Below are 13,126 nucleotides of genomic sequence, written 5' to 3'. Positions count from 1 at the left end.
GCCATCTTAAGCCATCATCTCAGCTTCCAATAGTGTATAACAGAACATAGTGCTTAAAGGTTGAAGGACTATTTCTATATATTTCATGTTCTGAAAGGTCATCTACTCATTGAAAATCAATATAAGCGATACCTTTTCCTGACTGCTGCTATGATTGAGGATATAGAGGTATATTTTTAGTATTATTATCAATAGCTTACAAATAATGAATTATAAAGTAAAGAGAATTACTTTATAACGTTAGATTAGAATGTGCTCATAATAAATATGGATGTTTAACGTTAAAAAGGGTGTTTGAGTATTTTTGGGGTTAAATTTTAATAATTTGTAAATTTTGAGGGTTTAATATCGCCACTTTCATTCGAAGATAAAATTATCAATATTAAAATAAGATAATCTAATAGTATTAGTTTGTCATATTTTTGTGATGTTCATCAAGTAAAGTGAATAATAAACTTCCTTAACGTTATGGTTTTGTTATGTTGAGCACTGTTATTTGGTAAATATTTACCATGCTACTTTAAAAATTTAGCGTTTCATTAATTGTAACAGAATATTCATTCCTATATGTTATTGATATTTAATGTTGCCAAAGGTTTTTAGAGGTAAAACTTATTATTTTTACCATTGTTTACAGATATAAATGATATCTGATTGTTTTTTATTCGTTAAATGATTGTTCATTCTTAAAATCATTAATATTGTTACAGTGTTAAATTATTCTATTTATTTCCTTTGTTTTCAGATGATGCATCGGATAAAATCTGTTATTTTAGTGTAATATTCCGTTGTGTTCATTGTGATACAAGTAATATGGGTAAGGGTGGGAGTTGCCTTACTAATCATAATAGTATGATATTTATGGGATAATTATTGTTTTTTTATAGGGTAAATGACTTGTAATATCTCGTTACATAAATGTAACATCATTTTAAGATTAGTTGAAACTAATTAGATTGCTAGTATATCATTCCCATCGATATATGCTGAATCGTCAGCAATACTATCAAAGTTCTACTTATTATATAAAACATAAAAAATAAAAAAATGGCAGCTACTTATCTGCTAATTTTTATTTCATTAATATAAATTGAAGCGAGAATGTTTATGAATACAAAATATCCTGTCGCTTGTGCAGTTGGACAAAAAATTAAAACGCTAAGAAAAGCTCAAGGCTATACTGTGTTTCAGTTAGCTAAAGAGATAGATATTAGTGAACAACAATTATTTCGTTATGAGCGCGGTGTAAATCGTATTGATATTGATTGTTTAGTTCGCGTATTAAAAGTCTTAGGCGTTAATATGGGTGAGTTTTTTAGTGAAGTGCTGCAAGATGATACCCAACCAGAAGAAAGAAGGGATACTAAAGGGATCGATGATTCTATTTATTCTTTAGTATAATATAAATAATTATTTTGTCTCATAATGAAACTTAACTTGATTTTAACTTCTAATTGTTTCAATTAAGGACTTAAATTAAGTTTGATCACCATTTTAAATTCATTAAAAAGAATAAATACATTATTTATCTCTCATACTGTGTAACTTTAAAAATAAAAGCCTGTAATGGGCTTTTATTTTTTTATTATATAATATGCCTGAAATTAACTTTAAATTAAACAGAGATTAATTACAGGATAAATAGTCAAGCTTTAGATTCGCTACTAGGTGAGCTAAATTGAAACCGCGAAAATAGAAAAATAAAGTTGATAACGCAACGCTATCAACTTTAAGAATCATCAATGAAAACGCGCTTTTCTGGCAAGGTAGTCGCCAATAAATTGCATCCCTTGGACAATGATGATTAATGTCACAACAGTAATGGCCATTGCCACATTATCAAAGCGTTGATAGCCATAGTTCAAAGCAAGATCGCCAACACCACCACCGCCTACTGCTCCTGCCATAGCTGTCGCACCGACTAAAGTAATACTTGCTGCAGTCAAACTTAAAATAAGAGAAGATTTAGCTTCTGGTAAAATGAAATGCCAAACAATTTGCCAATTTGTTGCACCCATAGAATCTGCCGCTTCAATGATCCCTGAGTGTACGCTTAAAAGAGAATTTTCCACTAAGCGGGCAGTGTAGGGAGCAATAAAAATCACTAATGGCACTATTGCCGCGGTTGTTCCTATCGATGTTCCGACCATAAAACGGGTTAGTGGGATCATCGCCACTAATAAGATAATGAATGGTAAAGAGCGAATGATATTGATAATTGGGTTAACAATTCGGTATATGTATTTGTTTTCCCAAATCCCTTCAGGTCTCGTTATAACGAGTAATATACCCAGTAAAATACCAAACAAGGAACCGAGTACTAAGGCAATACTCACCATGGTGAATGTTTCTGACATAGCGAGTAAAAATTGTTTACTTGTTAAGGCTGTTTCAAATAACTCTGTCATAATGCCCCCTGGCTAACCGCTACGCCACGCAGGCGTAAAAACTGTATAGCTTCTTCAATCTGTGCTTTATCACCCACAATCTGCACAAACATGCTGCCGAGTACTACCCCACTGATTTCTTTCATATTGGCAAAGAGAATATTTATTTTGACGATTTTCTTTAAAATTAGCTCATTAACAACAGGCTCTTGAGCTGATGACCCGAGGAATTCAAGGCGATAAACATCTTGCTGGTGGTCTAAATTGTGCAGCACACGCTCTGGTATTTCTTCATTTAAAACAGTCCCAACAAACTTTTGGGTCGTTGAATGTTTAGGATTTGCAAAAATATCTAATACAGTGCCTTCTTCCACGACTTTACCCGCTTCCATCACCGCAACACGGTTACAGACTTGCTCTATAACTTCCATTTCGTGTGTCACAAGTAAGATGGTAATATTTTGTTCGCGACTGATTTTTTTTAATAGCTGTAAGATGGAGCGTGTCGTTTGCGGGTCAAGGGCAGATGTGGCTTCATCACACAGCAGAATTTGTGGGTTATTGATAAGGGCACGGGCAATACCCACGCGTTGTTTTTGCCCACCAGATAATTGACCTGGGTATTGATTTTTTTTATCACTCAGCTCTACATATTCAAGAATGCTATCAACACGTTGACTGATTTCGTTTTTATCAAGTCCTAGCAAGACCAAGGGCATTGCAATATTTTGAGCGACAGTTTTGGTTTCCAGTAAATTAAAATGCTGGAAAATCATTCCTATACTTCTCTTATGGGCCCGAATTTCAGCGGGAGTTTGATGAGCAATATTTTGCCCATCAATAATCACAGCACCACTGGAGGGCTTTTCTAATTGATTGACCAAACGAATAAGTGAGCTTTTTCCTGCTCCGCTATAGCCAATAAATCCAAAGATATCTCCTTTATTGATATGCAAGTTAATATCTTGCAATGCAACTAAAGATTGCCCATCTTTTTCATATACTTTTTGGACATTTTGAAATGTAATCATAGTTTACTCTACATTATCAGTTAGCTGCATACGTTCTGAAGGCAAGGCTGCTGGTTGCCATTCATCACCTAATAATTCAAATTCTTGGCTTGTTTTCACTAATTCGAGGTGTTCTTCTCTATGAGCGAGGTACAATTGAGCGGCAATATGATCAGCTAAACGCTCTGCACCTGTATTGGTACCAGGGATCAAACCAATAACAGGGCCCATGCTAAGTGAAGCACTTAAATTGAAACAATAAAATTGTTTTAACTTTTCAGTGTCAGCCGTTTTTTTGCCTTGTAATTCAAAATGCGAGCCTAAATAAGGGTGTGCGCCGAGTTCACTATTCGCTTCGTTGATTGGTGGAGTATAAACATCAGCCCACGTTTTAATTAGAGGGGTAATTTGGTTAAATGCAGGATGTTTGAACCAATTAATTTTATATCCTGTCGCGAGGATCAAATAATCTAACGTGAATTGTTCAGTTGTCGTCGAAATATGTAGTTTTTTATCTTTTAATTCAATCTGTTTAATTTGAGTATTAAAATTAAAAAAAGCATTTGGATGACAAGAAACTCGTAAAGTACTGCCATGAGGGGCAGGGGTTTTAGCTTCAGCAACATACGCTGAATAATGCCATTTTTGTGCATCTGTAAAATAGGCATAAGCATTAGTAAAACCCGCGCTTCCTGCAACTTTACCTCTGTTTACCCGTGGCATATCTGTGGCACGGATTAAAATTTCCACACTCTTAGCCCCGTTCTCTAAGGCTGTTGCAGAACTATCCATTGCACCTGCGCTATAGCCAACAACACCAATGTCTAACCCTTTAAAGCGGCTGTAATCAGTGCCTGCATACGAATGCTCCCAATAGTTTTGTGGAATATTATCCATAAAACTGGGAATATTCGGTTCACTAAAGGATTCCATACCTGTGGCTAAAATAACATGCTGTGCGATGTAATTTGTTGTTCCTTCAGGTGTTTTAAAAATTAACTTGCTACCATTATCGGTTAAATGTAGGTCAATCAGTTCGTATTGATTAAATACTTTTGGTGCAGTAATCGCTTTAAACCACTGCAAATACTCTCCCCACTGAAGGCGAGGAATTTTATCTAACTCTTCCCATTTTTCATCGCCAAACTGCGCTTTGAACCACGCTTGAAAGGTCAATGAGGGGGAAGCTAAAGCGGGCCCTACAACCTGTTTTGGCGAACGTAGTGTTTCCATGAGAGCAGGTTTTTGCCAAGGCCCTTCACTTCCAGTAATGGCTTTATCAAATACGACGGCATTAATACCACGTAACTTGAGTGCAAATGCAGCCGTGACACCTGACATACCAGCACCAATAATGGCCACGTCAATATGTTGTTTGTTGATATTATTTTCTGATAATGCCCATGATGTGATTGGGAGATTAAGATATTGCAAATCTTGTGCAATATGCGCTTCTAAAGCCGCTAAGCCAATGATCCTATCCATGAAATTATTCCTTATCCTCCATAATTTCAAATGGCTCACCGAGGGAAAGCATTAAGCGGTTTGCCCATGAGAAAAACGCAGTAGACTGAATTAAATCAAGCAATTCGAGTTCAGATAGTCCCAGTTGGCGTAGTGTTGCGACTTGAGATATTGTTGCTTGAATCGGTGTTGCTGATAAAGACGCCACGAGATCGGTGATTGCTAACAATCTATCGTCAAAGCCATCCGCAAGAATCTCACCTGTCGGCGTTGCTAATAGCTTATCGACATCACTACGGCGTTCTTTGGCATACTGGCTGGCTTTGCGTGCATGAACAGAAGCACAGTAAATGCAACCATTCACTTTACTGACAGCGGCAGCTGCGAACTCACGTTCCCAGCGTGGTAGGCCGCCAGCGGTGTAAAAGACACCACGATCGATTAAGGTTCTAATTTCTAAAATCTTGCTTTGGTGAGCGAGCAGAAGAAAGTATTCAGAGGTTAATTGACCAAATTTTTTCATCACCTGAGTTTCTTCATCGCTTAGCGTTTCTGCTTTTCTAGCCGTTATCCAAGCTTCCCAACCTAAATTATCTTGTGTAAAGGCGGTAGGGGATGGGCGTCCCTGGCGAGTGAAAGGTTGATGATTCCATTTGCCCGCGACTATTTTCGCGACATCCCGTGGATCATTTTTAGATGTCGTTAAGAGCTCAATACCTTCGACTAAACGAGCTTGATAGGTGACAAAGGTAATTAACTGAGCGAGCAAAACGATGTCGCTATTTTCCCAGCCTTGTGTAATTAAGGTTTCGATGAGTGAAAACTGAGTATCTTTAGGAGATAACGTTAATATTTGCAGATATTCCGCTGCAGCTTGCAGAGCAGGTGAAAGATTTTCTATTTTTAGTGCTGGTGCTTGTTGAAAATAAAAATCTGCTAATGTTTGGCTGCCAGTCAATTTTGCAACCTGATGCGCAAAACCATAACGAACATCAATAGGAAATTGTGTTGATGGTACAGAGAAAATTTCGCTGTATGCGGCTTGGGTATTTAAGGTTGCGGCTGATCGGTCTTGGCGGATTAATGCTAAATCGGAATCTGGTGGCAAGTGTGTCAGGGTGTTAATTAAATCATTATTGAAAATAGTCATAAAGCAACTCACTTTTTTTAAACGTTTTTTATCTCCTTCATTACATATCAATCACATCATTTATCGAACGATCTATTTGTTATATCCATATAACTTAAAGGAATTAAAACCTATTCTTATATCACTAATTAACTAAGTTATAATTATCTGATCTAAGAACAACCAAATTAATATGATTATACTGGCTGAAATATTTTCACAGGGTTGTTACATATGTTAAAACAAAAATTAATAAATTTATCTTTAATCGCATCAGCTGTTTTTGTGCTTTCAGCATGTGGTGATAACAATGAAAAAGATAATCCAAATAAAAAACAGATTACGATAGGTTTTGGAGTTGGTAATTATATCGATCAAGTAGATAAAGGAATCGTCCCTATTTTAGAGAAAAAAGGCTATAAGGTAACTTTGCGTCAATTTTCACAAAATAGGCAAATTAATCCTGCATTTGAAGAAGGTTCTATTGATGCATCGGTGAACCAAAGCCGCGCATATATGGATGCATATAACAAAAAGAATAATATTAATATGGTCGCATTGACAGACTCACCAAGCGCGCCACAAAGTTTACGTTCAAATAAACACAAATCAATTGATGATGTAAAAGATGGCATGATTGTCGCTTTATCTAACGACCCTGTAAATGCAGAAAGAGGGGCGCGGATCTTAGAACAACTAGGCTGGATTAAAATTAAACCGAATGTCAGCACATTGAGTTTTAGTGTTAATGATATTTCATCAGGAAAATATCATTTAGATGTGCGTGAAACGGACGCAGCTCAAGGATTAAGATTACTTGATGATGTTGATTTTGTTGTGGTAAATGGCAATTATGTCGCAAGTGCAGGCCAGCGTATTGCCGATGGATTAGTTGTTGAAAACTCACCATTAGAACACCGTGTTATTGTCACTGTCATGCAAAAAGATCTTGATTCTCAATGGGCTAAGGATTTAAAAGAGGCTTTTGAGTCTAAAGAGTATGCGGATTATATTCGTTCTCAGCGTATTTATGATGGTTTTATCGAACCAGAAAGCTGGAATAAATACCCTAAATAAAATCCTAGTCTAATTTTTATTTTTTTATTCTTACCTAGCCACTTATTATTAAATTAATAAGTGGCTTTTTTAAAACTTAATATGAAATTTATTCTTATTAAATTCCTAGACAACACAATATTTTTACTGCTATTAAATAGATAAGTAACACAACAAAAAATACAACGTCATAAAAACACTGAACAAAATCAACCTGACAGGGGAAGAATATGAGTCACGAACTGATTGATGCATTTAATATTATAAAGAGCAAGAAATGGGTTGATTTAACACACAGCTTTGATGGGAATTCACCGCATTTTTTTATGTTTGATGCTGCTGATTTTAAAACCTTATTTGGCTATGCAGAAGGTTTCTTTGCTCAGCAATTTACCTTCCCAGGGCAATATGGCACGCACATTGATGCGCCATGTCATTTTGTTGAAGGTAAACGTTTTCTGCATGAGCTAGAGCTAAAAGAACTCGTTTTACCTTTAATTGTTATTGATCAATCCGAAAGAGCAAAACAAGATCCAAACTTTGCATTTTCTCTTAATGATGTACTGACTTTTGAGGAACAGCATGGAAAAATTGAACCTGACAGTTTTGTTGCACTAAGAACAGATTGGAGCAAACGTTGGCCATCACAAGAGCTTATGGATAATAAAGACGAAGAAGGTAATAACCAAATACCTGGCTGGGGGATGGATGCCTTAAAGTTCTTATTTGAAGAACGGGGTATTAAAGCAATTGGACATGAAACGTTTGATACAGATGCGGCAAAAGATTTCCGTAAAAATAATGCGTTACTTGGGGAGTATTACGTTTTAGATCAAGATACTTACCAAGTGGAACTGCTGGCAAACTTGGATAAAGTACCGACTCGTGGGGCAGTGATCTTTAATATTGTCGCTAAACCAAATAATGCGAGTGGGTTTCCTGTGCGTTCATTTGCTATTCTTCCCTAAATATTGAAATTTTATTACCAGCCATTTACTTAGCGTGGCTGGTAATAAATTGCAATTATTCTTACAAGACTAATACTATCCATATTGCCGCTAATATCATACATAACGCGGCAACAACACCACCCGATTTTGCAAACTCACTAAACGATATTTTTACGCCATAAGCCGCGGCTTGTTCAACAACAATAATACCTGCAAGGCTGCCAAATACTAATAAATTGCTGGAAAACCCTGAGCCTAGCACTAATGCTGCACCAAGGGCGTCAGCATTTCCATCAGGGGTTAAAAATGGAACGAGTAGCATTACTGAAGGGTTATTTCCCACAATTGTGCTGAGAACTCCAGTCACTAAGAATAAAGCGAATGGATTATTTAAATCAACGCCATGGGTGCGTAAATCATCGAGGAGTTGCTGGGGAATACCTGTTGAGGCAAACGCGGCATTGACGACAAACAGTCCCATAATTAAGAGTAACAAATTCCCATCAACTAACTTAAGCATATCGCTTGATGCGATTGAGCGGTTTAATAATAAGAATCCGGCAGCAGTAAGGGCAATTAATTCCCTTGGGATATCACTTACAATAAACGCAATAATAACGGCAAGCGTAATAACTCCTGCTTTAGTCGTTTCCCACACATTGAGGTTTTCTTGCATTGTCGATACTGTAGTTTGCATTTCGTCCTTAGCTATGTACCAACGCTTGCGGTACAGCCAAACTAAGACGAACCACGTGATAGGTAATGACAGTAAGGCAGGGATTGCGGAAGCTTCTAATAAACCGACAAAGGAAATATCGAGCCCTTGAGCTGCAATCATATTCTGTGGGCTACCAATTAATGAGCCTGCAGCACCGTTATTTGCGGCAAAACAAAAGCCTAATAAAAATGGAATAGGGTTTAAACCGCGAGATAAGCTAATAGAAACTAATAATGGTGTCATGGCTACAACGACAACATCATTGGTTAATAAAGCGGAAAGAATTCCGCCAACACCGATTAATACGGCTAAAAGTGCTGGAGGAGAAACTTTTAGCATCGCAACACGGTTCGCTGTCCAACTATAAAAACCAGATACAACAAATGATGCAGATACGACCATTAAGCCGAACAGCATCCCAATTGTCCGATAATCAATGGCATTCCATGCATGTGGTGGGGTAATGCTATCAGCTGCCATCATGGCCAAGGCACCAATAATAGCGGCTCCCGTTCTATCTACTTTAAAACCAGGTAACTTACCAAAGCCCATGGCAACGTAAACCAAAAGAAAAACAATAATGGTTAAAGTCATTATATTCACATTTTAATGAAGAGGTTTAAGAATAATTTATCGGTGAACATCTTTTGAATCAAGGATAAATATTCTTTGGATAATAATAGGTTGCAGTTAATCCTATTAACGATATCGCAAAAAGATAGAAAATACAAAATGAGATGAGTGCTAAGCCTGTATTTTCAACTTTATATCCATTTCATAGGTGCTTTTTTGAAATAAGTAACAAGTGAAAATTAATTACAAAATAAAATCTACTAGCTATAAAAAGGTTAATCGAGTTTTTAATGGAGTTAAAAAAGGTGAATATGAAAATAATTTGTGATCGGGATCTCTTTTTCGAAAATTAAGGCAAGTGTTTTTATGTGATATTAATCTCGTTTTTTTGCTTTTTTTATGTGAAAAAACGTCTTTGTAGTAAAACTACACTATCTATTTGTGAGCATGATCAATATTTAGGTGGGGGGATGAGGGGGGTTTAGGTGACTTCCGTCACATAAGGCCCGCGTGGTACGCATCTGATAAAGGCCATGTTAGAGTGAAAGCGTCTAAATATTCACTAACGTTATTTGGCGATAACGTTGCAATCTTATCGTTCTCGTACCACGGGGTTCTATCATGGTAACATCAAATATCAAATTAAAGGTACAGAATTTTGGGCGTTTCCTCAGTAATATGGTTATGCCTAATATTGGTGCTTTCATTGCGTGGGGCTTAATTACCGCGCTCTTTATCCCTACGGGGTGGTGGCCAAATGAAACGTTGGCACAGCTTGTAGGTCCAATGATCACCTATTTATTACCACTGCTAATTGGTTATACGGGCGGTCGTCTTATTGGTGGTGAAAGAGGGGGTATTGTCGGGGCCATTACAACAATGGGGGTAATTGTTGGTGCCGATATGCCAATGTTTATGGGCGCAATGATTGCAGGGCCATTAGGTGGTTATGCTATTAAACGTTTTGATAGCTGGATAGATGGTAAAGTCAAAACGGGCTTTGAAATGCTAGTAAATAACTTTTCATCTGGCATTATTGGTATGCTTTTGGCGATACTTGCTTACCTTGCTATTGGGCCTCTCGTTGCTGGCTTATCAAAAGTGTTGGCGGCGGGTGTAAATGTGATGGTAGAAAATAATCTACTGCCCTTAACTTCGATTTTTGTTGAGCCAGCCAAAATACTCTTTTTGAATAATGCCATTAACCACGGAATCTTTTCCCCATTAGGTATTCAACAAGCGACTGAAACAGGCGCGTCTATTTTTTTCTTAATAGAAGCTAACCCAGGTCCAGGTTTGGGTGTGTTATTGGCATACATGTTTTTTGGTAAAGGGAATGCTAAACAGTCTGCGCCTGGTGCTGCAATTATTCACTTTTTCGGCGGGATCCACGAAATTTATTTCCCATACGTTTTAATGAATCCGCGGTTAATTCTTGCAGTTATTCTTGGCGGCATGACAGGTGTGTTTGTGATGAACCTATTTCATGCTGGTTTAGTCTCTCCTGCATCACCAGGCTCTATTTTTGCAGTTTTACTGATGACACCAAAATCATCTTTAATTGGCGTTATTCTGTCTGTGATTAGTGCAACACTTGTTTCTTTCTTAGTTTCTGCAATTTTATTAAAAAGAACCCGTGTGGGCGATGATGATGAATTAGATAATGCGACGAAAAAAATGCGTGATATGAAAGCGCAATCTAAATCATCGAGCAAGGAAGTAACGAATAACAATTCAACAGTTAATCTTGCAAATGTGCGTAATATTATTGTTGCTTGTGATGCGGGAATGGGCTCCAGTGCGATGGGGGCAGGTGTATTAGCGAAAAAGATTCGTGATGCGGGGTTGCTTGATATTTATGTCACGAACATGGCTATCAATGACCTTCCTACGAGTGTTGATATTGTGATAACGCACAAAGACCTCACTGAAAGAGCTAAAACATTTGCACCTAATGCAATGCACATTTCTTTAGCGAATTTCTTAGATGGTCAAATATATAATGATTTAGTGACTAATTTAATCGCGAAAAAACATCCTACTGCTGCAAATGATGGACGCTTAATCAAGCAAACAATTGTTGCTGCAAATGATGAATCTTTTGATATTGAAGATAAAGATGAAGCGTTGTTTACACTTAGCGCCAAGCATATTTACTTAAATTTATCAGCGAAGAATAAAACGCAAGCAATTCAATTTGCGGGACAAAAATTAGTTGAGGGTGGGTATGTAGAACCTGATTATATTGAAGCGATGTTAGCGAGAGAAAAATTAACCTCAACTTATCTTGGTGAATCAATTGCAGTCCCACATGGAACTATTGAAGCGAAAGATCGTGTTTTAAAAACGGGTATTGTTATTTGCCAATATCCTGAAGGTGTTCAATTCGGAGATGAACCCGATGAAATTGCACGTCTTGTTATTGGCATCGCGGCACAAAATAATGAACATATTGAAGTGATTACACGAATCACCTCTGCACTAGATGAAGATGGGGTGATAGATAAATTGTGTAATACCCAAAGTATTCAAGAAGTGCTCGAAATTTTAGCATCGCAAAGTGCAGCGTGAGGAGAATAACAATGAAAGTCATTCATTTTGGTGCAGGTAATATCGGTCGTGGTTTTATTGGTAAATTACTTTCTGATGCGAATTCACAACTCACATTTACCGATGTTAATCAGCCATTAATTGATCAGCTAGAGCATCAGCAGTCATATCAGGTTCATGTTGTTGGGCAAGAAAGTAGCATAGAAAAAGTACAAAATGTGCACGCAATTAATTCTAATGATCCAAAGACAATAGAATATATAGCCTCTGCAGATATGGTGACAACCGCAGTAGGCCCACAAATTCTCGAAAAAATAGCAGGGACTTTAGCGCAAGGTATTGCTTTAAAATGTAAATTAAATAACCAAAAGCCCCTCAATATTATTGCGTGTGAAAATATGGTTAGAGGAACAAGCCAATTAAAACGACATATTCTTGCTCAATTACCTGTAGAAACACACGGATGGGTTGAACAATATGTTGGTTTTGTTGACTCCGCCGTTGACCGGATTGTTCCTCCAATGGATGCAGCGAATGATGACCCTCTTTCTGTAACTGTCGAATCATTCAGTGAATGGATTGTCGACAAAACACAATTTATTGGCAATATTCCGACAATCGACGGTATGGAGTTGACGGATAATTTAATGGCATTTGTTGAGCGCAAACTATTCACGTTAAATACAGGCCATGCGATTACTGCATATCTAGGCCAATTATATGGCTACCAAACAATCAGAGATGCCATTAATGACCCTAAGATTCTCGCTATCGTAAAAGCTGCAATGGAAGAAAGTGGGCAAGTTTTAATTCAACGGTATGGGTTTAATGCAGATAAGCACCAGCAATATATTGAAAAAATATTAAGCCGCTTTGCTAACCCTTATTTAAAGGATGATGTGAGTCGAGTAGGGCGCCAACCTATTCGTAAACTCAGCCCTGAAGATAGATTGATTAAGCCACTATTGGGGACATTAGAGTATGAACTCCCTAATAAGAATTTGATAATGGGTATTGCAGCTGCGCTTCATTTTAGATGCACTAGTGACCCTCAATCTATTGAAATGACAGCTCTAATTGAAGATAAAGGTCTATATCAAGCTATAGTTGAATTAAGTGGACTTCAACATCACCCTGTCATTATTAATAAAATTTGTGCGCAGTATGAGCTAATGAAGTAGAGTAATAGGTAATATTACGGATAATGAGTTAATTGGTGAGGTTTAATCACTTTATGGTTAGTTGCGAATAAATATCAAGCTGCTGGCCATAAAGTGACAAAAGAAATT

The 13,126-nt window shown here is 37.2% G+C and carries 10 protein-coding genes; 5 read left to right on the top strand and 5 right to left on the bottom strand.

Annotation, left to right across the window (positions count from 1 at the left end):
• Positions 1-1,107 precede the first annotated feature (1,107 nt).
• Entirely contained in the window at positions 1,108-1,401 is a 294-nt protein-coding gene (locus PR808_RS19345; protein WP_206082424.1) for a helix-turn-helix domain-containing protein, read from the top strand.
• Between the two features lie 338 nt (positions 1,402-1,739).
• Here the strand turns inward: PR808_RS19345 and PR808_RS19340 are convergent, their stop codons facing one another.
• The 4 genes from PR808_RS19340 to PR808_RS19325 are packed head-to-tail and all read right to left on the bottom strand — an operon-like array spanning position 1,740 to position 6,011.
• On the bottom strand, positions 1,740-2,408 hold the full coding sequence (locus PR808_RS19340) for a methionine ABC transporter permease (RefSeq protein ID WP_206082423.1): 669 nt from the start codon (positions 2,406-2,408) through the stop codon (positions 1,740-1,742).
• Positions 2,405-3,418 (bottom strand): methionine ABC transporter ATP-binding protein, encoded by a 1,014-nt coding sequence (locus PR808_RS19335; protein WP_206082422.1) that lies wholly within the window; start codon positions 3,416-3,418, stop codon positions 2,405-2,407. Before PR808_RS19335 ends, PR808_RS19340 begins: the two co-directional genes overlap by 4 nt.
• A 3-nt stretch (positions 3,419-3,421) precedes the next feature.
• Positions 3,422-4,882, bottom strand: a complete 1,461-nt coding sequence (locus PR808_RS19330; protein WP_272539913.1) for a flavin-containing monooxygenase — start codon at positions 4,880-4,882, stop codon at positions 3,422-3,424.
• 4 nt (positions 4,883-4,886) lie between these two features.
• Complete coding sequence (locus PR808_RS19325; protein ID WP_272539912.1) at positions 4,887-6,011, bottom strand: CMD domain-containing protein; 1,125 nt, start codon at positions 6,009-6,011, stop codon at positions 4,887-4,889.
• A gap of 213 nt (positions 6,012-6,224) precedes the next feature.
• Here PR808_RS19325 and PR808_RS19320 point away from each other — a divergent pair, with 213 nt between their 5' ends.
• Together PR808_RS19320 and PR808_RS19315 are read left to right on the top strand one after the other, a co-directional pair.
• On the top strand, positions 6,225-7,067 hold the full coding sequence (locus tag PR808_RS19320; protein ID WP_206082419.1) for a MetQ/NlpA family ABC transporter substrate-binding protein: 843 nt from the start codon (positions 6,225-6,227) through the stop codon (positions 7,065-7,067).
• 209 nt (positions 7,068-7,276) lie between these two features.
• Entirely contained in the window at positions 7,277-8,014 is a 738-nt protein-coding gene (locus PR808_RS19315) for a cyclase family protein (protein WP_272539911.1), read from the top strand.
• A gap of 61 nt (positions 8,015-8,075) precedes the next feature.
• Here the strand turns inward: PR808_RS19315 and PR808_RS19310 are convergent, their stop codons facing one another.
• The gene (locus tag PR808_RS19310; protein ID WP_272539910.1) at positions 8,076-9,308 is read right to left on the bottom strand and encodes an SLC13 family permease; all 1,233 of its coding nucleotides are present in this window, start codon (positions 9,306-9,308) and stop codon (positions 8,076-8,078) included.
• 600 nt (positions 9,309-9,908) lie between these two features.
• Between PR808_RS19310 and PR808_RS19305 the strand changes: the two genes are divergently transcribed.
• Together PR808_RS19305 and PR808_RS19300 are read left to right on the top strand one after the other, a co-directional pair.
• A complete protein-coding gene (locus PR808_RS19305; protein ID WP_272539909.1) occupies positions 9,909-11,858 on the top strand; it encodes a PTS mannitol transporter subunit IICBA in 1,950 nt (649 codons plus the stop codon).
• Between the two features lie 11 nt (positions 11,859-11,869).
• Positions 11,870-13,018: a mannitol-1-phosphate 5-dehydrogenase gene (locus tag PR808_RS19300; RefSeq protein WP_272539908.1), complete on the top strand. Its 1,149-nt coding sequence runs from the start codon at positions 11,870-11,872 to the stop codon at positions 13,016-13,018.
• The last annotated feature ends 108 nt before the right edge of the window (positions 13,019-13,126 follow it).

Source organism: Providencia sp. PROV197 (assembly GCF_028479625.1).
Lineage (GTDB): Bacteria > Pseudomonadota > Gammaproteobacteria > Enterobacterales > Enterobacteriaceae > Providencia > Providencia vermicola.
Note: the sequence above shows the minus strand (reverse complement) of the source record. Positions and strands in the feature narration are given on the sequence as shown.